Annotated in this window: 18 protein-coding genes; 4 read left to right on the top strand and 14 right to left on the bottom strand. The window is 39.8% G+C overall.

The features are described 5' to 3' along the window. Positions 1-34: 34 nt before the first annotated feature. From JWQ54_RS06475 to JWQ54_RS06435, 9 genes are all read right to left on the bottom strand, one after another. Positions 35-349 carry a hypothetical protein gene (locus JWQ54_RS06475; protein WP_299581853.1) on the bottom strand — a complete coding sequence of 105 codons (315 nt, stop codon included), beginning with the start codon at positions 347-349 and terminating at the stop codon, positions 35-37. 363 nt (positions 350-712) lie between these two features. Next, a complete protein-coding gene (locus tag JWQ54_RS06470) occupies positions 713-1,474 on the bottom strand; it encodes a tetratricopeptide repeat protein (RefSeq protein WP_299581850.1) in 762 nt (253 codons plus the stop codon). Between the two features lies 1 nt (position 1,475). Then, entirely contained in the window at positions 1,476-3,290 is a 1,815-nt protein-coding gene (locus JWQ54_RS06465; protein ID WP_299581847.1) for a BatD family protein, read from the bottom strand. A gap of 96 nt (positions 3,291-3,386) precedes the next feature. Then, positions 3,387-4,139 carry a tetratricopeptide repeat protein gene (locus JWQ54_RS06460; RefSeq protein ID WP_299581844.1) on the bottom strand — a complete coding sequence of 251 codons (753 nt, stop codon included), beginning with the start codon at positions 4,137-4,139 and terminating at the stop codon, positions 3,387-3,389. Then, positions 4,136-5,176: a VWA domain-containing protein gene (locus JWQ54_RS06455; protein ID WP_299581840.1), complete on the bottom strand. Its 1,041-nt coding sequence runs from the start codon at positions 5,174-5,176 to the stop codon at positions 4,136-4,138. The genes JWQ54_RS06460 and JWQ54_RS06455 overlap by 4 nt, the downstream gene beginning before the upstream one ends. 1 nt (position 5,177) lies before the next feature. Next, positions 5,178-6,182 carry a VWA domain-containing protein gene (locus JWQ54_RS06450; RefSeq protein WP_299581837.1) on the bottom strand — a complete coding sequence of 335 codons (1,005 nt, stop codon included), beginning with the start codon at positions 6,180-6,182 and terminating at the stop codon, positions 5,178-5,180. Beyond that, positions 6,169-7,143 (bottom strand): BatD family protein, encoded by a 975-nt coding sequence (locus tag JWQ54_RS06445; protein WP_299581834.1) that lies wholly within the window; start codon positions 7,141-7,143, stop codon positions 6,169-6,171. Before JWQ54_RS06445 ends, JWQ54_RS06450 begins: the two co-directional genes overlap by 14 nt. Next, complete coding sequence (locus tag JWQ54_RS06440; RefSeq protein WP_299581831.1) at positions 7,143-8,024, bottom strand: DUF58 domain-containing protein; 882 nt, start codon at positions 8,022-8,024, stop codon at positions 7,143-7,145. Before JWQ54_RS06440 ends, JWQ54_RS06445 begins: the two co-directional genes overlap by 1 nt. Before the next feature lie 156 nt (positions 8,025-8,180). Further along, on the bottom strand, positions 8,181-9,104 hold the full coding sequence (locus JWQ54_RS06435; protein ID WP_367187089.1) for an AAA family ATPase: 924 nt from the start codon (positions 9,102-9,104) through the stop codon (positions 8,181-8,183). A gap of 1,196 nt (positions 9,105-10,300) precedes the next feature. Between JWQ54_RS06435 and JWQ54_RS06430 the strand changes: the two genes are divergently transcribed. Together JWQ54_RS06430 and JWQ54_RS06425 are read left to right on the top strand one after the other, a co-directional pair. After that, complete coding sequence (locus JWQ54_RS06430; protein ID WP_299581826.1) at positions 10,301-11,575, top strand: TIM barrel protein; 1,275 nt, start codon at positions 10,301-10,303, stop codon at positions 11,573-11,575. Between the two features lie 12 nt (positions 11,576-11,587). Continuing rightward, on the top strand, positions 11,588-12,973 hold the full coding sequence (locus JWQ54_RS06425; RefSeq protein WP_299581823.1) for an FGGY family carbohydrate kinase: 1,386 nt from the start codon (positions 11,588-11,590) through the stop codon (positions 12,971-12,973). Positions 12,974-13,126: 153 nt separating this feature from the next. Here the strand turns inward: JWQ54_RS06425 and JWQ54_RS06420 are convergent, their stop codons facing one another. The 3 genes from JWQ54_RS06420 to JWQ54_RS06410 are packed head-to-tail and all read right to left on the bottom strand — an operon-like array spanning position 13,127 to position 17,445. Beyond that, positions 13,127-14,053 carry a ChbG/HpnK family deacetylase gene (locus tag JWQ54_RS06420; protein ID WP_299581820.1) on the bottom strand — a complete coding sequence of 309 codons (927 nt, stop codon included), beginning with the start codon at positions 14,051-14,053 and terminating at the stop codon, positions 13,127-13,129. A gap of 38 nt (positions 14,054-14,091) precedes the next feature. Further along, positions 14,092-16,134, bottom strand: a complete 2,043-nt coding sequence (gene ppk1, locus JWQ54_RS06415; RefSeq protein WP_299581817.1) for a polyphosphate kinase 1 — start codon at positions 16,132-16,134, stop codon at positions 14,092-14,094. Next, positions 16,135-17,445 carry a Pycsar system effector family protein gene (locus tag JWQ54_RS06410; RefSeq protein WP_299581814.1) on the bottom strand — a complete coding sequence of 437 codons (1,311 nt, stop codon included), beginning with the start codon at positions 17,443-17,445 and terminating at the stop codon, positions 16,135-16,137. A 240-nt stretch (positions 17,446-17,685) separates the two neighbouring features. Here JWQ54_RS06410 and JWQ54_RS06405 point away from each other — a divergent pair, with 240 nt between their 5' ends. Beyond that, positions 17,686-18,177, top strand: coding sequence for a phosphatase PAP2 family protein (locus tag JWQ54_RS06405; protein ID WP_299581811.1), 492 nt, complete (start codon positions 17,686-17,688; stop codon positions 18,175-18,177). Positions 18,178-18,315: 138 nt separating this feature from the next. Next, positions 18,316-20,700, top strand: a complete 2,385-nt coding sequence (locus JWQ54_RS06400; protein ID WP_299581808.1) for a GAF domain-containing protein — start codon at positions 18,316-18,318, stop codon at positions 20,698-20,700. A 199-nt stretch (positions 20,701-20,899) separates the two neighbouring features. Here the strand turns inward: JWQ54_RS06400 and JWQ54_RS06395 are convergent, their stop codons facing one another. Next, positions 20,900-23,503, bottom strand: coding sequence for a BamA/TamA family outer membrane protein (locus tag JWQ54_RS06395; RefSeq protein ID WP_299581805.1), 2,604 nt, complete (start codon positions 23,501-23,503; stop codon positions 20,900-20,902). A gap of 457 nt (positions 23,504-23,960) precedes the next feature. Beyond that, positions 23,961-25,787 (bottom strand): M61 family metallopeptidase, encoded by a 1,827-nt coding sequence (locus JWQ54_RS06390; RefSeq protein ID WP_299581802.1) that lies wholly within the window; start codon positions 25,785-25,787, stop codon positions 23,961-23,963. Positions 25,788-25,898: the final 111 nt, after the last annotated feature.

The raw sequence follows: 25,898 nt of genomic DNA, 5'->3' as shown, positions 1-25,898 counted from the left end.
AACTCACCATTAAAAACTATTGCTTAGATATTCCTTACCCCTCCACATTGATCTCATAGCCAGAATCACTCTCACCGGTAATATAAGCAGTTTGCCCCGATACCATTGAAACAGCCGGGGCGGAAAGCGCCCCAATTTTCATAACTCCTCCATTAACCGTTATCTCCGGATTAATAATTGCAACATGAAACTGTGTATCTGCAGTAACCGGAACACTCTTTACAGCGCCGGCATTTAAAGAAACAACAAGCCAGGCCGTTTCTACCAGTGATTGAACAGATGGTTGAAAAATAACAATTGACGAATTGTTCTGGTCGCTTGAATTATTGATAAAGTTTAGTTCGTCCATATTCTTTGGAGTTTAAGTTGATTTAAAAAAATAAAGATAAATTATAATTGAGGAATTGCCGTTTAAAAGTATTACCCCATTAATTTCTTAATGTTTTAACATAGCCTTCCGGCATCAAGGAGCCTGAAGCAGGATTGCCGCAGTTTGTTATTACCCGGGGCACATCTTATTTTCTGCTCCCTTCTATTTCTTCAATTAAAGGAATAGCGCGCGTAAAATAATGAAGGGCGTATGCGATATTCTATAGGGCATATGCAATACGCCCCTGCCAAATATTACAAAATCCTCTGTAAGGGCATATGGCATACGCCCCCCTGTCAAATCACAACGGGTTTAATGACTTTTTTGACTATAGACTCCGGGCTATATCCCTTTCGCGTCCCCCATCTTTATCCAGCCCTCATTGCCATTGGCAAGCTTTATTTTTATCCAACCATTGCTGTCATCCAAAACATTCACTTTTGTTCCATCGTGGATAACAAACAGGGTACCTGCTTTATCAACCGGGCCGCTTTTTACTGTAACTGATGGGCTAAAGATGATCGCTTCCTTATGTCCATTAAAATAGCTTACCTGCATTCCGGCAATAAATATGGTAAACGCACCAAACACAAATAAGATCACAGCACCATAAAACGAGGATTTTTTTATGGCGACAGATGTGGTAAAAAAATACAGGATCAAAATTCCCGATGCCAGTAAAACAAACAAGATGCTAAGCCAGCCTAAAACATTTGCAGAAAGAACTAAGATAAATCCCCTCCACCATTTGGCCACGAAAAACTCAGGGGCTTCATCTATTTTATCGGTGGTTTTTAAATTTACAAAACGGATATTAAAGTTAATGTCTTCATCGCCCGGCGAAAGCCTGTGCGCCTTGCCATAATAAAGCAAGGCTGATGGTATATCGCCGGTTTTGAAACTGGCGTTCCCCATATTAAAATATAAAGCTGCAGATTCATAACCTGCATCAAAAACCTTCTGATAAGCAGTAAGTGCTTCCTTATACTGCCCTTTGTTGTAGCTGGCATTGCCGCCTGCAAAAAGCGCTTGTACGTTGTCATTCCCAAAACATATTGAAGGAATAACAAATGCTATTAAAAGATATAATACCCGCTTCAACATATTAAATTTTATTTTCAATATCACTTATAATGCCCTTAGCCTTTTCAAATACTTCTTGTTTCGAGATATGAGTTACCGGTGCATAACGCGCCATCTCGCACAGATCCAATGTTTCCAGCACCCTGCTTACCAGCTGCTCATCCAGCGATTTTGTTTTTAATGCAAATGCGATGGTTTCCCTGTCTAAATTGGCATATAAAATATTAAGCTTATCGCTTAAATAGCCATAAATTCCTTTAAACACATCTTCATAAAACGCTGTGGTATTATTTGCCAGCAGTTGCTTTTGCGCGCTGGCTAAATGTTTAGCAGCAACCTTACCAGCTCTTTTGTTTTTTACCAACACAATGTCGCTGTTAAGCTTCAGCATCCGGTTACGGTAGTTATAAGCGCCAATACATAAAACAGGACCAATTGCCAATAATAGATAATACCCTGCCGATCCAAAAAACCCGTCACCTGGCTTGCTTAAAGAGGTATCGCTGGTTTTAATATACCTTATATCCTTATCTAAAACTTTAATGTCCTGTTTATCTGCACCGGCTAAAGCGGTTACATTATTTTCGGCTACGCCTTTATTTACTTTAATTTTAAATGCTTTTGAAGTTAATGTTACATACCTTTCGGTTGCCGGATTAAAATAAGAGAATTTAATTGGGTCGATGGTAAATTCACCCTCATGCCTTGGGATCAGCAGGTAATTATAGATCCGGCTGCCTGCCACGCCACTTGCACGTTCCGTTGTAGTGTCGGTAATTTTCGGATCGTATTTTTCAAAGTCGGCCGGAAAATTTGTGTTCACAGTTTTCAGCAGCTTGATATTACCTGCCCCTGTAACCTTAACTTTATAATTCAAAGCCTCGTTAGCTTTAAGCTCTGTTTTATCAATCGATGTTTCAATATTAAATGAACCAACAGCACCGGCAAAGCTATCCGGCTTCCCTGCTTCAGGCAACGGCTTTGCATGGATCACCACCGGGGCGCTTTTGGCTTTATATCTAACTTCTTTGAACGAGCCGCCAAAAAACTGATCCATAATATCTTTCGACTGAACCGGCTGCCGCACCAAAAGGGTCATCTCCATCGGTTCAATGGTAAGGTTGCCGGCATGTTCAGGGAATAGTATGGTTTGTTTCAGATCGGCAGTATTATATTTTAAACCTTTATAAGTTTCAACACGCCATTGTACCTGCTGTTGCTGCTGCGGATTTTTAATATCCTGGTTAAAGAAACCATTTAAATCTGGCACTTTATCCAGGCGGCTGTCTTCAATGCCAACCCTTGTATAGATCCTGAAGCTTACAGTTAGTTGCTCACCCAGGTAAACATTGGTTTTATCAACAACAGCTTTTATAAACAATGATTTTGCCAGGTCTGCAGTATTTCCTTCAATTATGCTGTTATCAGCACCATTTGACTGGCCACTGCTTTGCTGAACCGGCTGCCCCTTAACCACCTTCATCCTGATTGCATTGGTGCTTAACCTTTTCCCGTTTACCACAATTGCAGCCGGTCCAATGGTAAACTCGCCCTGCTTAACCGCCATTAAAATATAGCTGTAGGAATTAGTAACGGTAGTAGCACCATTAATAGATTCCATACTGGTAGATACATTTGGGCCCGATAACACCTGGAAACCGCTAAAGTTTGGCGGATTAAAATTGCTACTGCTCCCGTTCACTGAAAAATCAACCTGGAATTGCTCACCTGTTCCCACGGTAGTCTTATTTACCCCCGCAGTAAATTTCACATCCTGGGCGATTAGTATACTCGTCCATAACAGCAAAAAGGTTAATATGTAGTACTTTACTTTCATTATTTTTTAGTTGATTGAGTTAGATTAGGTTGATTGAGTTAGATTAAGTTGAACATTCTGGTTTTCCAACCACTCACTTAATCAACCACTTCCCTCCTACCAATCCTTCTCAATGTGCATCTTCGCACCTTTTAATTTTTTATTTTTCAGCTTTTCCTGGGTTTGTTTTTCGTCGTTATTCAGCGCATCAAGCATTCTTTCGGCATCTTCTTTTGATAACTTGTTGGGCTGTGGCTGCTGACCATCTTTCTGATCTTTTTTGTTCTTATCCTGATTTTGTTTATCCTGGTCCTTCTTATCCTGATCTTTCTTATTTTGATCCTTGTTCTTATCGTCCTGATTTTTTTTGTCCTGGTTCTTTTTATCTTGATTCTTGTTGTCTTTATTCTTATTATCTTTATTCTGCTTGTCTTTCTTTTGCTGTTCTTTTAGCTTTTCCTGTGCATAGGCAAGATTATAACGGGTTTCATCATCTTTAGGATTATTTATCAGCGCCTTTTTATAGGCATCTATACTTTCTTCCAGCTTTTCATTTTCCAATAGTGAGTTACCTAAATTATGATAGGCTTTGGCGGCAACAGCTTTGTTATTTGATTCCCCGGCAAGCTGATTAAATTGTTCTCCGGCTTCAGCAAATTTCTTTTGTTTAAATAATGCATCGCCAAGGTTAAAGTTACCTTCCACGTTCTTACTCTTTTTCTCAACAGATTTACGGTAATTAGCCTCGGCTTCTGTATATTTTTTTTGCTGATAAAGCTCATTACCCTTATGTACGTAACTTTTCTCCTGTTGCGCAAAAAGCCACGAACCCTGCAGTAAAAATAATATGATGATAATTAGCTGCTTCATGTTTTTTTCACTTCAAATAATTTCAAATTGCTCAACCGTTGGCTTTTTCTATTGGAGATAAAGAACTCAACCACTAGCAATAAAAATGCAAACCCAAGGGAAAACTGGAACCTGTCTTCAAAATCCTTAAAATTCTTGCTGTCAACGGTTTTCCGCTGGATCTTTTCAATCTGATCCATTACTATTCCCAACCCGCTGTTGGCATTGGTTGCCCTTACATAGGCGCCGTTGCCTGCCGCAGCAATTTCTTTACACATATCTTCATTCAGCTTGCTTACAACAGTTTTGCCGGCACTATCTGTATGGAAGCCGGTTTGTTTACCGTTTTGATAAATAGGGATTGGAGCACCTTCAGGTGAGCCTACACCAATAACGTGCACGGTAACATCCTTATCTGTAGCATTTTTGGCAGCAGCAACTGCATCATCCTCGTGGTTTTCGCCATCGGTTATAATGATCATGGCCTTGCCTGTTCCGTTTTTAAAATCGAAAGATTTCATTCCAAGATCAATAGCCGAACCAATAGCAGTACCCTGCGTAGGCACCATATTGGTGTTTATGGTATTTAAAAACAACTTGGCCGCAGAGTAATCTGTGGTGACCGGTAACTGCACATAAGCCTCGCCTGCAAAAACAATAATCCCAATGCGGTCGCTGTGCAGGTTATCAATCAACTGGGCTATGGCGCGCTTGGCATTTTCAAGGCGGTTAGGCGCCAGGTCCTGCGAGAGCATGCTGTTTGATACATCCAGCAAGATCATCAAATCGGCTCCTTTACGTTTTTCCTCTTCCATTTTTGAGCCTATCTGCGGATCGGCAGCGCCTATCAGCAAAAAAGCAAATGCTACAGCAAACAAAATAAACTTTAGCCATGGCCTTGAAAATGACACATCAGGAATCATCATGTTTACAACATTCCTGTCCCCTAATGATTTTACAGCCTTGCTTTTCCACCGGCTTACAACAATAAAAAGCAGGATGAAAACCGGGATCAGTAACAGTCCCCATAAAAAATCTATATGTGCAAAACGTAGCATATTATGTTATAGCCCCCTTAAATACTGTATTCTTTAATCCAAACTCAAGCAATAAAAGCAATAAAGCAATCAGTGCAAAAGGCAAAAACATTTCTGTTTTTTTATTATACTGGGTAACATCTATTTTAGCCTTCTCCAGTTTATCTATCTGTTCATAAATACTTTTCAGCGTTTCGTTATTGGTAGCCCTAAAATACTTGCCGCCTGTAATATTGGCGATTTTTGTCAGGGTGCCTTCATCAACATCAACCGGCATGCGCTGGTATTGTACGCCCATAGGTGTTTGAACAGGGTAGGGCGCAAAACCTTTGGTGCCCAAACCCACCGTGTAAACCCTTACATTAAACTGTTTGGCAATCTCGGCAGCAGTAACCGGCGGTATCGATCCGGCATTGTTTGATCCATCGGTAAGTAAGATGATCACTTTACTTTTTGCTTCGCTTTCCTTAAGCCGGTTAACGGCTGTGGCAAGACCCATTCCTATAGCGGTCCCATCATCAATCATTCCGTTCTTTATATCCTTAAAAAGATTTATCAATACATTGTGATCAATTGTCAGCGGGCATTGCGTAAAGCTTTCACCGCTGAATATTACCAACCCTATCCGGTCATTAGGGCGGTTCTTTATAAAATCTATGGCAATGTTCTTACCGGCTTCCATCCTGTTGGGCTGAAAGTCTTCGGCAAGCATACTTCCTGAAATATCCGAAGCAATCATTATATCAATCCCTTCAGTAGTGCTGTTTTGCCAGCTTAAGGATGATTGCGGCCGGGCAAGTGCAATAATCAAAGCGGCCAAAGCCAAAACCCTTAAAACAATCCCCAGATGACGCAATTTCGGAATGATACTTTTTGAAGGCACCGAAAAGCCCCTTACTGCCGATACGCTTAAATAGCCATACAATTTCCGCTCACGCCAAACATACCATCCAATTATTACCGGGATAAGAATTAACAACCAGAAAAACCCCGGGTGCGCAAATTCAATTCCTTTAAACACGCTCACTTCCTCCCTCTGTATTTATCAATATTTCCACTGCCTCCTGCGTTTTTAATACAAAAGCCAATGCATTTTCCATGCTCAGCTCGTTATCAACAGGTAATGGCTTTTCTTTTGCAAACTTTACCAAATCTGCCAAAATCAAAACCTGGCTTAGCTTAACCCGGTACTCATTGGCAATATCCATATATTTTAAAGATGCAAAAATTTCATCTGTAGTTCTTTCCTGCGTTTTTATCACATACCGTTTTTCAAGGTATTCGCGGAGGATATCGCTCAACTCACTATGGTATTGTTTAACGGCATCCTGCTGCCATAGCTTTTTATCGCGCAGTTGCTGCAGTTTACCCAAAGCAATAATATGCGCCGGTACATCTGGTTTCACTTCTTTTACTACTTTTTCAACTTTTGGCCGCTTTTTCAAATACCATAATACACCGCCGATAGTAGCAATAATAGCTAAGCCAAGTACAACCCATCCCCAATGATCTTTTAACCAATCCCAAAACGTATAGGATACTGCAAGCGGCTGTTTAATATCATAAATAGCTTTGGTAGTATCAACCGGTACGGTTTGCACCATCAGGGTAAGCTCATTGGTTTTTAAAACACCGGCAGCAGAGCCTATCGAATAAGGCGGGATAGTATAAGTGCCCTGGTCAAATGAAGTGATTGTATAGCTTTGGGTTACCGTTGCCAGGCTATGGTTGTTTTGGTCAATAACAGTATCAAGCTTGCTGCTAACTATCTGTACTTTGCCAATTAGGGTATCGGCCAGCTTTGGAAAATTGACCTTTTCTTTTACAGGCTGATGAACTATCAAACGCAGAGTGGTTTGATCGCCTATGCGGATAGTCGGCTGATCAAGCTTAGCTTCAACACTTACGTTTTGCGCACCGGCATTTAAAACAAAACCACATGAAAGCAATATTAAAACCAGGAAATTATAAAAACAGTTCTTCATCATTACCTTTTCTTCTCCCGCTTTTTAAACAATGTCATTAAAGGTTTAACGTACGATTCATGGGTACCAATATCAGTTGCGTCCACACCACTCCGGCTAAAAACCTCTTTTAAAGCTGCATTCCTTCTTAAAGCATCTGCTTTAAAAGCGATCCGCACTTTCGGGTCGCCGGTATTTACCCAGGTCAGCAGTCCGGTTTCTTCATCCTTTACGGGGATCAGTCCCAGGTTGGGAAACTCTTCCTCATGCTTGTCGTAAAGCCTAAGGGCAATTATGTCGTGTTTTTTATTGGCTATTTTAAGCTCATTCTCAAAAGCAGGGCTCATAAAGTCGGACATAATGAAAGCCGTGCATTTCTTTTTTATTACGCTGGTAAAGTACCTCAAGGCTTCTGCCACGTTGGTACCTTTATTCTCGGGTGTAAAATCAATCAGCTCACGTATGATCATTAAAATATGGCTCCTGCCTTTTTTTGGCGGGATGAACTTCTCTATCTTATCACTAAAAAATATCACCCCCACCTTGTCATTGTTCTGAATAGCCGAAAAAGCAAGCACGGCACACAGCTCAGTAGCCAGATCCTGCTTTTGTTGTGAGAGCGTGCCAAAATTTTCAGATCCGCTTACATCCATCAGCAGCATTACCGTAAGTTCCCTTTCCTCATCAAATACCTTAACATAAGGGTGATTAAAGCGGGCCGTAACGTTCCAGTCAATAGTTCTGATCTCATCGCCAACCTGGTACTCGCGCACCTCGCTAAAGGCCATACCCCGCCCCTTAAAGGCAGAGTGATATTCACCCGAAAACAGGTGATTGCTCAGCCCCCGGGTTTTTATCTCTATCTTTCTTACTTTTTTAAGCAGTTCTTTAGTGTCCTTCGCCATAATTTCAGATACAAGAATCAAGAAGTCAAGAATCAAGATAAGACAGCAGTGTTTGCTACAACTCTTACTTTGGTTTTTGACTTCCGCTTCCTGAAGCTTCTCCTTATTATTTTAAATCTTGTCTCTTGACTTCTTGACTCCTGATTCTCTTCTTCCTCACGGTACTTCTACCGCATTCAGGATCCCGGTAATAATATCTTCCGATGTCATATTCTCGGCTTCCGCTTCATAGCTCAGTCCAATCCTGTGCCTTAAAACATCATGGCAAATAGCCCGTACATCCTCAGGGATAACATATCCTCTGCGTTTTATAAATGCATAAGCTTTTGAAGCCAGTGCCAGGTTAATGCTCGCTCTTGGCGATGCACCAAAGCTGATCAGATTTTTATAGTTAGCCAGTTTATATTGTTCAGGATAACGGGTTGCAAAAACAATATCAATAATGTATTGCTCTATCTTCTCATCCATATAAACTTCCCTTACTACCTTGCGCGCTTTGATGATATCATCAGGACGGATGATCGGATTTGGTTTTAACATCCCTTGTGGTGCGATATTGGCACGTACAATTTTTTTCTCATCTTCCTTATTCGGATAGCCGATAACCACTTTCAGCATAAAACGGTCAACCTGCGCTTCTGGCAGCGGGTAGGTTCCTTCCTGTTCAATCGGGTTTTGAGTAGCAAGCACCAAAAATGGGGTTGGCAACGGGAATGTAGTATCACCAATAGTAACCTGTCTTTCCTGCATGGCTTCAAGCAAAGCACTTTGTACCTTTGCAGGGGCACGGTTTATCTCATCAGCCAGTATAAAATTGGAGAACAAGGGGCCTTTCCGTACAATAAACTCCTCTTTTTTCTGGTTGTAGATCATCGTGCCCAACAAATCGGCAGGCAACAGATCCGGTGTAAACTGAATGCGGCTAAAATCGGCCTGGATAGCTTTCGACAGCGTATTAATTGCCAATGTTTTTGCCAGGCCGGGAACACCTTCCAACAGGATATGGCCATCAGCCAGCAAACCTATCAGTAAGCGGTCCACCATATATTTCTGCCCTACAATAACCTTATCCATCTCCATTTTCAGAAGATCGATAAAAGCGCTCTCCTTCTGGATCATTTCATTCAACGCCCTTATATCTGTTGAATACGATGAATTTCCAGCCACAGCGTCAGGCAAAAGATGCCCGGTATTACTATTTATTTCTTCCATTAAACGATTATTATTTTTTGGTAGGCAAACTTAAACAGATGATCAAATTTTTGCCAAAAAAAAGTGAGGTATAAATGTTAAATTTTGTTAAAATTAACAATAATTCAGTTTTAAGCCTCAAAATTCCAATGAAAGAAGGATTTTAAGTGGAAATAATAATCGTTGTATTAAATCGGGTGAACCGGGATAAATATTATCCGCTTTTATTTATCAATGCCAATTGCAGGGACGGGAATTATAAATTGGGGATATTTATGCGGGGTATGTTTTATAAGCGAGGAAAAAAAACACCATGTCGCAACTGGTTAATAACAGTACGTGGCCAAAATTAATATATGGATAAGTATCAAATGCAAGATAACCGAGAAACCCTAATCCAACAAAGGCAATAAACAAATAATGAAATCTAAATCTTGTACTCATAATAATATCTTTTATTAAACATTTACAACAGAGCGCCTATTTTTTGAATTCCTTTTTATAATAAGCAATGGTTTAATAAAAAACCGAGTCGGTTTATAATATAGAATAAGTTCTAAAATCATACCATATTACGTTATCATAATGATTATTCCACTTTTTAAGCTAACATCATACAATCCGCCATCTTTCAATTCATCCTTATTTACCTTGTAAAACACATTTGGCCTTCAAATTTATTTCCGCAGTATTTTCCGTTGTTTTTGTTTTGCAAAATTCCTGCATATCTACCAGAAAAAAAATACCATATATGTGTGATATTTCTCCCCATCGTTTTACGCCTGATATTTATACTTTATAAAATTTTAGCTACAAAGTCAAACCATATAAGCAATAATTAATATTTGGCTTGGCTTAATATATATAAGGACGGACTCACCTTTATAGGTGATGATTCAAAATATTAAATTCCGTTTAGCATTATTAATGGCCTGCCGGGCACTGGATTTATAAAAAAAATTAAAAACATGCCATTTACAACCCTATATTAGAGGTTTCCAAAAACGACTGTTAACTATACATTTAATATTGCATAGCTGCTGCTTTTGCAAATGAATTTATAAACCTGTTAAAACTTTTTATTTATGAATATTGATCAGTTTAAGATTGATGAATTGAACCATAACGAGCTAACTGACCATAAGCGCAAGCTTGAATTTGTAAGCGCTGATATCCCTGGGCTTAATGATGTGATGAGTAAGTTGCAGGCATTTAATATAGCTATTCCGAGTTGGGCGTTGGGAACAGGCGGCACCCGCTTTGGAAGATTTTCGGGTGGCGGCGAACCGCGAAGCCTTGAAGAGAAGATTGAGGATGTTGGTGTTATCAACGCGCTAAACAAATCGAGCAATTCAATTTCTTTACATATCCCGTGGGATATTCCTGACAACGCAACGGCCATAAAAGCATTGGCCGCACAACGGGGCCTGCATTTTGATGCCGTAAACTCAAACACCTTCCAGGATCAGGCAGATCAAAAACTGAGCTATAAATATGGCTCGTTGCACCATGTTGATAAAGAGGTACGCAAACAGGCAATTCAGCATAATATCGAAGTAATTAAGTATGGCGTTCAGCTAAATTCAAAAGCTTTATCTGTTTGGCTATCCGACGGATCAAATTTTCCCGGACAGTTAAATTTCCGCAAGGCATTTCAAAATACATTGGAGAGTTTACAGGAAATCTACAGCGCTTTGCCCGATGACTGGAAAGTATGGATTGAGTACAAACCTTTTGAGCCAAACTTTTATTCAACTACCATAGGCGATTGGGGACAATCACTTTTACTGGCAAATAAATTAGGCAAAAAAGCTTCAACGCTGGTTGACCTTGGGCATCATTTGCCAAATACAAATATCGAGCAGATAGTTTCCTTGTTGCTAATGGAAGGCAAACTGGCCGGTTTTCATTTTAACGATTCAAAATATGGTGATGATGACCTTACGGTAGGCAGCATAAACCCATACCAGTTGTTCCTGATATTTAATGAACTTGTTGAAGGAATGGATGCCCGCGACATGACTCACGCTACCGATATTGGCTGGATGATTGATGCATCCCATAATGTAAAAGACCCTATTGAAGACCTGTTACAATCAGTACAAGCTATAAAAATAGCCTATGCACAAGCTTTAATTGTTGATAAAGCGGCATTAACTGCGGCACAGCAAAACAATGATGTAACCCTTGCGCAGGAGATCTTGCAGGAGGCTTATCGTACAGATGTACGGCCACTGGTTGCCGAAGCAAGCTTGCTGTCGGGCGGGGCATTAAACCCGGTAGGCGCTTACAGAAAACTGCAGGTTAGGGATAATTTAATAAAAGAACGTGGATCAAAAACCGTTGCTACCGGCTTGTAGCCAATACCCCATATGAGTCCAAAACCGGTAATAGTTGTATTTGATGTTGGCAAAACCAATAAAAAACTATTCTTATTTGATGAGAATTACCAGATAGTTTTTGAAAAATCGGCACGTTTTATTGAAACGGTCGACGAGGACGGATTTCCGTGCGAAAATCTTGAAAGTCTCAGGCTATCTGTTTTTGATTCATTGAGCGAGGTTTTCAGGCTTAAAGAGTTTAATATAAAGGCAATAAACTTTTCATCGTATGGCGCAAGCTTTGTTTATGTGGGTGAAGATGGCAAACCTGTTGCCCCTTTGTATAATTACCTTAAGCCCTATCCGGAGGAATTAAGCCAAAAATTTTATACCAAATATGGCGGGGAGGAAAAGTTCAGCATTCAAACAGCTTCACCTGTTTTGGGCAGTCTTAATTCCGGTCTGCAATTATACAGACTAAAAAAAGAAAAACCAGATGTGTTTAAACAGGTGAAATTCGCTCTGCATTTACCGCAATACCTTAGCTTTTTGCTAACCGGCGCCCATTATTCTGATCTTACAAGTATTGGCTGCCACACCGGCATGTGGGATTTTGAAAAAAACAGGTATCATGAATGGATCCAGCATGAGGGAGTGGCCTTGAAATTGCCGCCTATTGTGCCGGCAAACAAAGTTTCAGCACCGCTATTTCCGGGAACAAACTATAAGGTAGGTGCCGGCTTACACGATAGCTCAGCTGCACTTATTCCCTACCTGGTAAACTTTCACGAACCTTTTATATTAATATCAACAGGTACATGGTCTATTAGCCTGAATCCTTTTAACCAGCTTACATTAACGGTTGAAGAGCTTAAAAACGATTGTTTAAGCTTTTTGCAATACAAGGGGCAGCCGGTAAAAGCTTCCAGGTTATTCTCGGGCAATGAATATGAGCAGCAAATAAAGCGGATTGCCGCACATTTTAACGTAGATGCTATTAAGTACCGGAATATTACCTACAATCCCGAGATCATCAAAAAGCTCAAAAAAAATCATTCACAGGTTTTTTACGAGGATAACTTCAAAAAGGAATCGATATTTGGCTCAAGGGAGCTGGCTGATTTTAAGAATGATACTGAAGCCTATCACCAGCTAATGCTCGACCTGGTAAATCTGCAGTTTGCATCAACACAATTAATACTTAAAGGCACACCCGTGAAAAGGATTTTTGTTGATGGCGGGTTCAGTAAAAACAGCGTTTTTATGCACTTGCTTGCTGCCGAATTTAAAGGACTGGAAGTATTTGCCGCTTCAATGGCACAGGCATCAGCCGTTGGCGCAGCTTTAACCATTCACCAGGCCTGGAATACCAAGCCAATTGCAAATGATATTATCCAGTTGAAATATTATTCGGCAGGCCAAACGGTTGCGATATAATTTTGAACCGTACCATAATCCCAATTTTGCAGGGGCGTATCGCATACGCCCTGTGGATGCGAATAAGGCGTATGCGATACGCCCCTACGGCAAAATGTACCCCATTGATATCAAAAATCAGCAAAACCCTATCAATCAGCCAACATCGGGGGTTCATGCACCATTCACCGCTTTTAACACACTAATATCCTTATGCTCCAATAATTGCTGGTAGTTCATTAACTCAAACTTTTTACCAACAAGATCTCTAAACTCCGGCGAAAGCAGCATATTCAGCTCTGTTTGCCTGTGCTTGCTGGTTAATGGCTTCCCGTCTTTATCATTCATCATTTTGCTGTTCATATCTACCAACACATCCATCTCCGGACTTGGAGTAGCGGTATGGATTACAACAAGATTTGGTTTATCAGCCTTAAGCTTATTGTTAACATAATTTAAAAAGGCTGATTTTTTTGTAGCTATCGGTTCTCCCCACATTTCCATATAGGTTTCTCCAAAATACGATACGCTGCTCAATGGCGAAATAGCCAGCTTGTATTTGCGCGCAAGTTTTTCTGTTAATGCGCGTAATTCAGGTGTTGATAGCGCAATCCCCATATGCGGATCTATATAAATTATTTTTAAACCAGACTTTAAAGCCCGCTCAATTTGTGCTGATAATTCTGTTTCTACCTCATCCAACTTATAACCGCTTTGTGAGAATGCCCTGGTTGATTGCGGAAAATAGCCAACCGTATCAACCAAACTTGGTACAGCAGTACGTCCGGTAACCGGTCCCCAGCGGTAGTTTTTCCATTCGGATGTCAGTGTTAAATGCACCCCTACCGTTACCTGCGGGTTCTTCTTCAAAATTTCAACGGCCTCCTGGTACCATGGACAGGCAAATTGCACCGAGGCCGAAAAAGGCATCCCGGTTTCCGCCATTTTTTGCATCGCCATATTTACTGAATGGTTCATGCCAATATCATCAAGCCTTATCAATAATTTTGGCAGCTTGCTGCTTGTTTGCTGTGCTGATGCAGGGTTAATTTGACTGCATATCAACAGAACAAAAAAACAAATGAGGTTTATCTTTTTCATAAATGATATAATTGGATTGATGGTAATTTACAAATATTTCAATTTCCCGACAGTAACCTATAAATCTCCCGCTGCGCCTGTGTAGCAAGCCCCCCAACAGCCACAGGAACATTTCTAAGTTCCTGATCAAGCATCACGGCCTGTACATTGTCCTTCAATTGCAGATCAACAATTTGCATTATCTCATTTTTCACTGCTTCATCGCACACCGGGAAACAAACTTCTATCCGGTGGTATATATTTCTGTTCATCCAGTCGGCAGAGCCTAAAAACACTTCTTTGTTCCCGTCATTGTTAAAAATAAAGACCCGGCCATGTTCCAGGTAACGGTCAACAATACGCCTTACTGTAATGTTTTCGCTCATACCGGCAACGCCAGGTATTAAACAGCAAATACTGCGTACAATCATTGAAATTTTTACCCCCGCCTGTGATGCTTCGTACAATTTATCGATCAGCACCCGTTCTTCAAGGTTGTTCATTTTTATGATGATGCTTGCCGGCTTTCCCGATTTTGCAAACTGTATTTCCCGGTTTATCAGTTCAATAAATTTACTTTGAAGGTTAAACTGGGCTATAAGTAAGTGCTTAAAATTAATTTGATTATGTGCAGAAGGTTTTTCCCGCTTGCTCAGAAACAAAAACACCAGCTCCATCTCGCGCAACAGATCTGGATTTGAGGTAAACAGGATATGATCGGTATAAAACTTAGCTGTAGATTCATTAAAATTACCCGTAGCCAGCAAACCAGAATAAACTATGCGGTGATCTTTCCTTGTTTTTACAATAGCTATTTTAGCATGTACCTTTAGCGCCGTTACACTATAAACAATTTTAACGCCGGCATTCTTCATCTTTTTAGCCCACTTCAAATTATTGGCTTCATCAAACCGGGCCTTAAGCTCAACCATTACCAGTACATGTTTGCCGTTTTTTGCGGCACTTATAAGCGCATTAACTATCCTTGAATTGCTTGCAACCCTGTAAAGCGTAACACAAATTTCTTCAACATCAGGGTTAATGGCTGCTTCGTTAAAAAATCGTAGCACAGAATGGTAACTTTGATAAGGCGTATGAATGATCATGTCCCTATCAGCAATAAGAGATGAAATAGAAGCGGCTTCATCTAATCCGGGGGTATTAACGGCGGGCCATTCTTCATACGATGTTCCGGGCGATTTTACCGGCAAGGAGAAAAAATCTTTAAGGTTATGATACATACCTCCCTCGGTTGTACAGGCCTTTTGCAGATCGAGTTGACGCGTTACCAACTGCATTGTACGCAATGGAATACCTGATTGGTGCAAAAAGCGGGTTGCCAACCCAAAATCTCTTTTAGTTAACTGTTTTTCAATCTCATCCGAAAGATCTCCTGAATATTCATCCTGCAGATCAAGTTCGGCATCGCGGGTTATTTTAATGCTGTAGCATCCTTTTATTTCCACATCCTTAAATACCTTATCAAGGTTGTTTCTTATTATATCATCCAAAAATGCTATATAAGTTATGCTTTCAGCTTTAACGGTAAAAAATCGCGGCAGCTCATCAGATGGGATATTGAGCATAATTATTTTCTCAGTCCCGCTGGTTTCCAGCAAATTCACAATAAAATACAGCTTATTATTTTCCGGAAAAAATTTATTACGCTCATCTAAAATCACTGGCTGTAAAAAAGCCAGTACTTCAGATAAAAAATATTCACCAACTGCCTTCTTTACCACACCCGGGAAAACTTCATTATACAGCAGGTGAATATTATAACTCTTAAGCAGTGGGATCAGCTGATCTTTTAGTATTGCCCCAAAACGTTCCTGCTGGGCATTTATCATATCCAGCGCTTGTTTTAAAATCCCTTTTTGTTCATCAGCGCTTATCCTATTTTCGTCCTTTTCACCTATCTTTTGTAATGCGCGTAATACCGGCATCCGCACCCGGTGAAACTCATCCAGGTTTGACGAAAAAATACTAAGGAACTTTATCCGCTCTAAAAGAGGTATCTTTTCATTAGCGGCTTCTTCCATTACACGTTCGTTAAAAGAAAGCCAGCTTAAATCGCGGTTGAAATAACGGCGTTGTTCCATTTATTTAACAGGGCTTGGGGTGCTAAAAAGTGCGAAAGCTAAAATAAAAGCAAGCACCGATATAATCAGGCCAAACATAAATATATTATAGGCGATGCGGAGTAAACGGTATTTTTTTCCAAGCACCACGCCCTGTGCATACACATCCTTTATCAGGCTGCCATATAAAAAGTCTTTATCCTCCATCATTTTTTGCATCCCGTAATTATAATCTTCCAGGTTGACTTTATAAAAGTTGCCAAAAAACAGCAGGTTAACCTTTTTGTTGTCTACATCAGCCCTTGTAAAAATACCTGGTGGTATTGATGGCCGGGTTGACAGTATAGAAAACGTCATGGCAAGCAAACTAACTGACAGTAAAATAAATGTTGGCATAACAAAGTATTCGTACTCAGTTAACCTGCGCAATAATAAACTGATGATGGCCGATAAAATAATGGAGTTAACAGTTATCATTATATGTGCCTTATTATCGGCCATATCGCTTAAGCGCTGGTGATTGCTTGAGCTGATCCGAAACATGGTTTCAATTCCTTTTTCAGGCCTCTCAATATCATCATCTTTCTTCTTTTTGCGTTCGGGCTTCTGTTCCAAAGCCTGTAAAGAACGTGCATTATCCTCAACAATTGTTGCATCAAATTTTATTTCCCCATTTTTTAATCTCTTTTCTTCTTTCTCCTGCTGCTTCTCTTCATCTTTTTTTTGCTCTTTCTCCTCTTTATTCCACTTCTTTTTTAAGTCTTCCAGGTTTTTTTCTTTTGTGTTGTTAAGCAATACCTTGCAGTAATCTGTATGATAGCTGTAAGCTTCCAAAAACTTAATCGACTTTTCCCGCCATTGTTGTTTGCTCAGATCAGTATGGTGCAGCAGGTTAATTTCTTTTAATAACAGCCTATCCTTTTCTTTAAAATCATCAGTCCCCAGGTGAAACAGGTCTGCATCGCAAACAATTTCCTCAAGTAATGTTTTTGGTGACTGTGGCATTTTGGTTGCCTTTATGCAGTTTATTATCAGGTCGATATGTTTTTTATTAACATGATGTTCTTCAAAAAATGCTGCGGCAAGTTCAGCACCCTTTTCCTCGTGATTGGCAACATCAACCATATAACCCAGGTCGTGAAACCATACTGCGGCTAAGACAATAAAAAAGTCATCATCATTAAGCTGGTAATGGTTGGCTATTTTAATCGCAGCAGCAACAACTTCCTGCGTGTGCTGTAAGTTGTGATAAAGCAGTTTGGGGTCGTCGTGGTTTTTATAATAAGCCAACACATATTCCTGTGCCTGTTCAAGTAATTGCTGATAGTTCATAGTGCCGGATATTTGAGAGGCAAATTAGCTTTTATTTGTTGTTGATTTAAATAGTGGTAACTTGCTTCTAACTGTAAAAGTAAGGAATCAATCTGCAAAATTTTATAATTCCCCCGTTACATGCCTATAATTTTAAATAAAAACATAACACTGACAATATTCATACAACTGTTAATATTGTGCGTTTGTTTAAATAAGACTTTTGCCCAATCACCCATACAGCAATTTGACGACCGCGTGATGATAGACATTCAAAATACACGCACACCCGAACAAACCGGGGTGTTTTTATTTTTGTCTAAAACCTATCGTTATGGTGATATCGGCGTTCCGGCTGTTATGCTTGCGAGCGGCATAATCGGGCACAACGAGGCCTTGCGTCAAAATTCGTTATATGTGGCAAGCAGTACTGTTATATCATATGGGCTTACTGAACTTATTAAACATTTTGTTAATCGCCGGCGCCCTTTTATTCAAAATATAAATATTGTTCCTGTTTATCGTGCAAACAGCACTTCATTCCCATCAGGCCACGCTTCCAGTACCATTGCAACTGCTACAGCGCTGTCAATTGCTTACCCTAAATGGTATGTAATTGCTCCTGCATTTTTATGGGCCGGATCTGTTAGTTATTCAAGAATGTATTTGGGTGTGCATTATCCAACCGATGTGGCCGCTGGGGCTTTCATGGGGGTAGGTTCTGCAGCGTCACTGGTTTTTATAAAAAACTAAAACTAAAGAGCTGAACATTAAGTTAATTTTAAATGAGAGTCGATTTAATTCAATAACAGCTCTATTTGCTTCTAATCATTTTCTCAGTTAATTAACGTCGAATTTTAGTAAATTTGTAAGGATAATCATTATCAAACTATGTTATTTCCGCAATTTTCAGATAATCCATTCCAAATAAAACTTTCATTTCATAAAATAATTGAAAGGCTGGAAGAGACTGCGGTAAACGAAACGGGGGCCAATGCCGAAAAAGCCAATTCATTACTGGCAGAAATAAAACCATTTCCTGAATTAAGAGAAGGAATTGAAAGCATTAACCAGATTGCAGATAATGAAACCATAATTTCCCGCTTGCTTGACGACTTATTTCCGGCAATACTTTCTAAAAATGAAATAAAGGCGGTGAGTATCCCATACCTGGGCTTAACATTTAATTATACCGAACGGTTTAAGAATATTTTAAAGGCTGCCGGTAAACACTTTGATTTTAGCATCCGCGATTTTGATGAGCACCAATTTTATGTAATGAGCTGTTGCATAATACTCAACCAGTTTTATGGAACACATTTAGATTTTGGAAAGCCTCTTTTTTACGATATCCCAAATGCCGACGGCATTATTAAGCACTACCGTATTTTATACAATGCTGATTTTTTGGAGATCCTGCCAACCGAAAAATCGAAGATGCTGACCAATGATGATATTGATCTTTTAATGGACAATTATGACGACCTGGCCTTATGGAAAGAAAAATTCCCCCCAAACAGCTGGATCTTGAAGGGCTTCGGCATAATGACATTATTTGATGCTACCGTTGAAAACGCTGTATCAAGTTTAAAAGGTAACTTATTGGGCAATGCAGATCCATCTGAGCTTCAGAAAAGCCTTGAAACGATATTCAGATCGATATTCAGGATTCCTGACCTCCATATTGGGTTTACGTCATTCGATAAGGAAAATGACAAATTCACCAAGACTGCTACCGGCCAATATGTTAAAAGCTACATGCTTGAAGGAAAAGTTGATGGCGACTGTCAAAAGATGCTCCGGTCTGACTCTTACCAAAACCTGGTTAAAAAGCATACCCCAATAGCAGTTACTGATTTGCCGGCGTTTGCCGCACAAAATCCGGATAGCAAACTCTCTCAGCACTTTACAGCACAAAATATCCGCAGCTTTATTTTGGCCCCGGTTGTTAAGAACGGAACGCTACTGGGTATTTTAGAATTAGTTTCAAAAAGAACAAGGGATTTGAACAGCGTTAACGCCCAAAAGCTTGAAATTGTAATGCCATTTATAGTGGATACCATTTACCGCAAAGTAACTGAATTGCAAACTCAGATCCAGGCTGTAATACAAAAAAACTACACCAAATTACATCCAAGTGTAAACTGGAAATTCAGGGAAGAAGCAATAAAATACATCCAGGGCAAAAATTCAGGCAAACACTATACGCCACAAGAGATAGTTTTTCATGACGTTTACCCTTTATACGGGCAAATTGATATAAAAGACTCATCTATTACCCGCAATTTAAGTGTTACCAATGATTTAAGCTACCAATTGGACAAACTAATTTTGTTGATTGAGCAAATGCAGCAGTCAGGTGATATTGTTAATGCAGAACAAAAATTGCTTGATTTGAAAGCTTTTGTTGATGACCTGGTTACAGGGATAAAAGCAGATACAGAGCAACACATTCAAAATTACCTGGAGATAAACATCCATCCTTTATTAAATAAAAATAAAAAATTCAGTAAGGAAATTTCAGAGCAGGTTAAAGATTATTTTAAACATACCGATAAATTAACCGGTGATTTTTACAATAACAGGCGCAAGTATGAAACTACATTAGCTTTAATTAATGAAAAGCTGATTAGCATACTTGATAACAGGCAAACTGATGCACAGGGATATTTTCCTCACTATTTTGAAAGATTTAAAACAGACGGTGTTGAACATAATTTATACGCCGGCGCCTCTATAACGCCAAATCAAACATTTCACCTGGGCCATCTCGAGCATTTACGTTTTTGGCAGCTGCTGGTGTTGTGCGAAATGGAGATTGAACAATTTTATCTTAAAAAATCATTACCTTATCAATTAAGTGTTACTTCATTGGTATTGGTCTTCAGCGCACCAATCTCTATCCGTTTCAGGATGGATGAAAAGCATTTCGACATTGATGGCGCTTACAATATAAGATACGAGGTTATAAAAAAACGCATTGATAAAGCTTACATAAAAGGAACCAGGGAACGCATTACCCAGCAGAACAAAATAACCATCATTTTTTCAAAAGTGGAGGAGCAACTGGATTATATGAAATATATAAACATCCTGCAGGATAAAGGAATTTTAGCTTCCAAAATTGAAGAATTTGAAGTAGAAGACCTGCAGGGAGTTTCGGGCCTGAAAGCATTAAGGGTTACCGTATTGCATAACCAGAACCAGCCCATTGAAGAGACATTTGAGTACGAAGAATTGTATAAGCAGTTAAATGCCGATCCGGTAGAGAATTAGAGTTAATGTGCGGATTTCGGATGTGCAGATGTGCGGATGAAAAAATAAAATCCACACATTTATATTTACACACCTTATATTACTTCTTCTTTTGCACACCTGCACATTCGCACATCATTTTTCTCATCCGCACATTTGCATATCTGCACATTTGCACATTGTTTTCCTCATCCGCACATTTGCACATTTGCACATCAACCTAAAACCTAAACCCTGCCGATATATACGGATAAGCTCCATCCTTTGAAAAACCAACCACTGCCTGTACAAGCACCAGTTGTGCCGGGATAAGATAAAACCCGCCGCCGTAACCATCATGCCATTGGCCTGATGATTCGCCGGGTATCCAAACCCTTCCGATATCATTAAAGCCAACCAGCCCGAAAGTGCCAGGTAATATGTATGAGGCATAATCAAACAACTTCAGGCGCACTGTTAAATTATCATAAGCCATAGTTTTGCCGGTAAATCTGCCGCTGTAAAAGCCCCTTAAGTTTTGAATCCCTCCCAACTGTAATTGCTGATAAAATGAGGCGTTGCCAATAGTTGTACCGCCGCCAATGCGGTTGCCAATAACAAATATTGAATCCCTACCCGGGCTTACAAAAAAGCTAAAGTCAGTTGTCACCTGGCCATAACTATGCGAATCAGAATTAAGGCCTTTTAAGCCAGATATGGTTGTGTTCCACAATATTCCGTTATGAGGTATTATACCTTTATCGCGCGTATCCAGAACAAGGCCTGCAATAAGCCCTGCATTAGCTTGCGATGTAAATACCTTTTGATCCGGGTGCAAAAGGTTGTAATCAGTTAAAAAACGATTATGGTTACTGTCTTTATCGCCATTATAATATTGGGCTACAATACCTGCACTTGCAGTCCATTTACCATAGGTATGTCTTAATCTTACATCAGCATTCAAAAAATTATAAACATTACGATAATATCTCCTGCTCTTATCACCCCCATTTATGTATTGAGTTTGGTTACCAAGCCCAAAAAAGTAACTTTGATAATTAGGCCCTTTTGATAAAATGTTGACTACCAGGTCGTTCTTACCTATAGATTGTTTAAATTCACCAGTGTAATCTAACAGTAGGGAGCTTGCTCCAAATCCATAGTTAACCACCAAACTTTGCCTGAAAGCATAAGGATCTTTCCTGAAACCCTGTTTTTGGAAAATAAATTCAGTCATCAGCTGCAAGCCATAATCACTGCTATAGCTGCCTAATATTAATGGCTGAAGAAAATTATATTTATAAGCTAATGCGTGATAGCTGTTAACCCCCGTATCAGTTGAAGCGCGCAGGTGGGCTTTTGAAGATGCCGGCAGGCTATTATTTTTGTCAGAACGATCATAAACATACCTGTTTCCCTTGCCCGTAATATTACTATCTATCAAAAAAGTATCCTCATCTTTGCTCCCTATCATCCTCACAGTTATGGATGAATGCTCGTTGCCGTGTACCGCAAATACATCTTTACCACCAATACCGTAAAGCCTTATTTCGTTGGTAACGGCGGGATCAAATATGCGCTGGTATGTTGTCCCTTCAACCCGGCCATCTTTTTTAAGCCTGTTAATCTTAACAGATACCTGTCCATCCGGCTGATTAGTTATATCAAAATGCTCACGGCTCCCTGATGCAGGGATCTCTACAGTTGCCGAAAGGAAGCGATAGTACTTTAAAGCCTGTTGTTTCAGCACATTCCTGCGGGCAATAAGTTTGCTTGTAATTTCTGCACCGCTGAGCTTATAAATATTTGCCGGCATTTCTTTAACCGCATCAGCTATAACTTTGTCTGTAAGCTTACTTTGCACATAAGCAATTTGAGTCTCCCAGTCCTGTTGGTTTAAGCCGTTTAAAAAATAGCGGTCAAAATTGCGGGCATTCAAGTTCCAGCGGTTTATGGAGCGGATATGATCGCCATAGTTTTGAAACTTAGCCATAAATATATGCCGTGAACCTAACCATGGAAATACACCATAGGAGTTATTGTAAACCTGGTCCCTGTCGCGCGGAACAGGTATATAAAAAGTACCAATGCTATCTTTTATCCGCTCAAAACGCCACTGATCTTCATGCCGGTCCCAATCACCAAGCAAAAAATCAAGCAATCGTGCTCTCAAAACAAGTTGCTGATCAACCCGGTTTTCATTATCCTCCTGTACCTTGCTTTGTACTTTGCCTACATTATCGGTTTTATCAACATCTAATGGCTCGCGCTCTTCAAATAAAAAAACCTGGTTGGCATAATCTTTCCTGTATTTACCCAATGCCGGATCGTCAGGAACATAAACTATCTGCGGGTGTGCGTGAGGGATCCCGAGCGCCTGGGCCAAAGGGGGAACTGTTAATGAGGCAAAAGGATGTTCTGCCGAGATCTGGTCCTGTACAATATCTTTTGCTATAGTTTCCCTAAGGTTTGGGGGCAATATTTTTTCAGGATACTTTTGTATGGTGCGTAATACCCATTCCTGCCCGTTGGAATCCTGTAACCTCAGCGATTTAGTTTGCATTCCGCCGCCTGGCTGCAAAATTTTCAATCCCCCTTTTTCCCGGGTTATATGAAATACTTTTAGTGTAACCTTTGTCGACCATAATTTCCTGTAATTTTCTCCTAAAAGAAAACGGTGGGTTTTGGTTACCTTATCATACTCAGGCGCAATAGCTACTTTTATACTATCGGCATTTAATATGGATTGAGAAACCCCTTTATAGCTAATACCACAGAGCATAATAATGAATAAGAATTTCAAAATTATTAAGCGTTTGCCCGGTATATTAACAGATGGCTTCATAGGATATTTGTAAAAGTAGATTGCATGCTTAATTGTAATTGATAACAAAATACGCAAAAGCAGTGATTGGTTTAATACAAAAATTAAAATATGATTACATTTAATCAATTCTCTACCAAATATCCCACTCATCGGCAGTTTCTTTTTCAGGAATGGCAATAAGATAACCAATTACCAATAAACAGGCTATCAGAATTACTCTTGTAAAAAAATATATGAAATCTCCCATGGCTAAATAATTTAAACATTGTTTAATTACAATGACGATTGAAGAGATCAATAATGCTACCAATATTATAAATATTTGATTAACAGTAAATTATAGATTATTTAATTGTAAAAACCCAACGATATTTCGTTATTTAACGGTAATTATTACGATATGGCAATACTTGAATCAAAAAACGACCAACTGTAATGAACAATTTGGGCGTTTTGAACAATTAAATATTTAAGCTTATTGCCCGCCCTCAAATATGCTTTTATAAATAGCCGATTGTAAAGCATCAGGGTTAGCAACAAGTTTAATTTCAAAGCTGCGCGAGTTTTCGGTACCAAGGATGATCTTGATCTGCTCTGTCTTTCCGTTTTTCAAGATCTCTATGTCAACAGCATCACCCGCTTTTTTATTGACAGATAATGCCTGTAATAAAGCTAACGTAGCGGGCTGTCCGTCAATGCTCACTATTTTGCATTTAACCCGTACCCCACTTTCCCAGGCTGGTGATTTGTATTCAACAGCAGTTACAAATAAAGAGTCCTTTTGGGTTTTCGCCGTAATGCCCGACCATGCGCCGGGCTGTTTTTTCCAGGCATCATCAATATCCAAACCTGCGTATGCAAAATATGGATGATAATTAACTTCTTTCACGGTCGACGCATATTCAAACAGTTCATCCAGTGGAACACCGGCTGTATCCTCGCACACTTTCCTGAACTCCTGCGGAGTAAAGCCGCGTTTTAACTTTTTAAAATAGGTGTAGTAAAGCGTCCGCATCACATCATCCAGACTTTTACGGTTTTGGGTTTCGTGCCTTATTTTCAGATCGAGCATTAACCCCAATACAGGCCCTTTATCATAATAAGAGATGGTTTTGTTAAATTCGTCAGCTACTCTGCCATTTGGCCCGTCGCTCCATGTTTCGATACTTGCCTGTGTGGCAGACTGGAAGAGGTGGCCGGGTTTCTTTTCATAGTTTAACAGGTTGTTGCGTAACTGACCTATCATTTCCTGCGCATTGGTAAGTCCGGCCCTGCGGATTATCACATATTCATAGTAGACAGTAAACCCTTCCGATACCCAGAGCATTTCGGTACGGTTCCCTTTTTCATAATCAAAAGGACCAAGCTCTATCGGCCGGATCCGTTTTACATTGTAGGTGTGAAAATATTCGTGAGCCAAAAAACTATATAATCTCATACGGCCGCCCTGGGTATTTAACCCGTTACCAACAAAAGCTACAGATGCAGAGTTCAAATGCTCAATGCCACCACCGCCGGGGCCGAGCCCTAAAAATGTATAGTGTTTGTAAGGGATCTCGCCGAGGATAGCTGAACCATTTTCGACTATCTTCTTCATATCGTCCATAAATTGCTGCTTGTCAGCAATGCCCATTTTATAACCGATAAAATCGTGCTGGATCCCGTTTACCTTAAAACCGGGCAACTTCTCCAGCTTACCCATCAATATCGGGCTGTCATATAACACATCAAAATCGGGTGCCTGAAAAATGGTCGAATCATTTCCGGCAATATCCATGCCTGTTGCTATGCGGTTCCAGCCGGGGTATTGGTTCACGGTAACTGTAACCGGTTGCAAAATATTTTTATCAGTATACATAAATAATCCCGCTGGCGAAAAATAGCCATGAGCAGTATCCAGATAATTTCCACCTACAAAATTGCGCAGGGCTTCAATATTATATTTAAGCTTAATCACTTTGTTATGTGGCACGCCAACCTTCCATGTATTTTGGTCTGTTTGTTTAAAATTGATGGCTTTCCCGCTTTCATCGGTAGCACTAAATCCTGAAAGATTTTTGGCAAAGTTCATAAACTGGTAATAGCCGGTTGTCCATGTAGGCATTTTAAAAGTAACAGTATCCGGCAACTTTCCGCTGAGCTCCAAACTTACATGTACAATTTTTGCGGGGGGATCAACAGATATGGTATAACGCCATTTTTGCTGCGCTGATGCAGGCCAAATTAATACCAGGTTTAATGAAATAGCCAAAAAACAGTTTAACGCTTTTTGTTTAGTGATAAGCGGGTAAAAATTTATCATATAAATGAGGATTTAAACGAATATAAAGGTTGAATTAACAATGAAGAATTTGAGTATTGATAAAATTACAAAACAGGATATGACAATATATACTAAATCTTATCTTACTAT

The sequence above is a fragment of the Mucilaginibacter sp. genome (assembly GCF_028288225.1).
Classification (GTDB): Bacteria; Bacteroidota; Bacteroidia; order Sphingobacteriales; family Sphingobacteriaceae; genus Mucilaginibacter.
The sequence above is the reverse complement of the archived record's forward strand: the minus strand, read 5'-3'. Positions and strand labels throughout refer to the sequence as shown.

Coding starts and splice junctions, on each gene's coding strand:
- JWQ54_RS06475 (WP_299581853.1), bottom strand. CDS start 349: ATGGACGAACTAAACTTTATCAATAATTCAAGCGACCAGAACAATTCG.
- JWQ54_RS06470 (WP_299581850.1), bottom strand. CDS start 1,474: ATGTTGAAGCGGGTATTATATCTTTTAATAGCATTTGTTATTCCTTCA.
- JWQ54_RS06465 (WP_299581847.1), bottom strand. CDS start 3,290: ATGAAAGTAAAGTACTACATATTAACCTTTTTGCTGTTATGGACGAGT.
- JWQ54_RS06460 (WP_299581844.1), bottom strand. CDS start 4,139: ATGAAGCAGCTAATTATCATCATATTATTTTTACTGCAGGGTTCGTGG.
- JWQ54_RS06455 (WP_299581840.1), bottom strand. CDS start 5,176: ATGCTACGTTTTGCACATATAGATTTTTTATGGGGACTGTTACTGATC.
- JWQ54_RS06445 (WP_299581834.1), bottom strand. CDS start 7,143: ATGATGAAGAACTGTTTTTATAATTTCCTGGTTTTAATATTGCTTTCA.
- JWQ54_RS06440 (WP_299581831.1), bottom strand. CDS start 8,024: ATGGCGAAGGACACTAAAGAACTGCTTAAAAAAGTAAGAAAGATAGAG.
- JWQ54_RS06435 (WP_367187089.1), bottom strand. CDS start 9,104: ATGGAGATGGATAAGGTTATTGTAGGGCAGAAATATATGGTGGACCGC.
- JWQ54_RS06430 (WP_299581826.1), top strand. CDS start 10,301: ATGAATATTGATCAGTTTAAGATTGATGAATTGAACCATAACGAGCTA.
- JWQ54_RS06425 (WP_299581823.1), top strand. CDS start 11,588: ATGAGTCCAAAACCGGTAATAGTTGTATTTGATGTTGGCAAAACCAAT.
- JWQ54_RS06420 (WP_299581820.1), bottom strand. CDS start 14,053: ATGAAAAAGATAAACCTCATTTGTTTTTTTGTTCTGTTGATATGCAGT.
- ppk1 (WP_299581817.1), bottom strand. CDS start 16,134: ATGGAACAACGCCGTTATTTCAACCGCGATTTAAGCTGGCTTTCTTTT.
- JWQ54_RS06410 (WP_299581814.1), bottom strand. CDS start 17,445: ATGAACTATCAGCAATTACTTGAACAGGCACAGGAATATGTGTTGGCT.
- JWQ54_RS06405 (WP_299581811.1), top strand. CDS start 17,686: ATGATAGACATTCAAAATACACGCACACCCGAACAAACCGGGGTGTTT.
- JWQ54_RS06400 (WP_299581808.1), top strand. CDS start 18,316: ATGTTATTTCCGCAATTTTCAGATAATCCATTCCAAATAAAACTTTCA.
- JWQ54_RS06395 (WP_299581805.1), bottom strand. CDS start 23,503: ATGAAGCCATCTGTTAATATACCGGGCAAACGCTTAATAATTTTGAAA.
- JWQ54_RS06390 (WP_299581802.1), bottom strand. CDS start 25,787: ATGATAAATTTTTACCCGCTTATCACTAAACAAAAAGCGTTAAACTGT.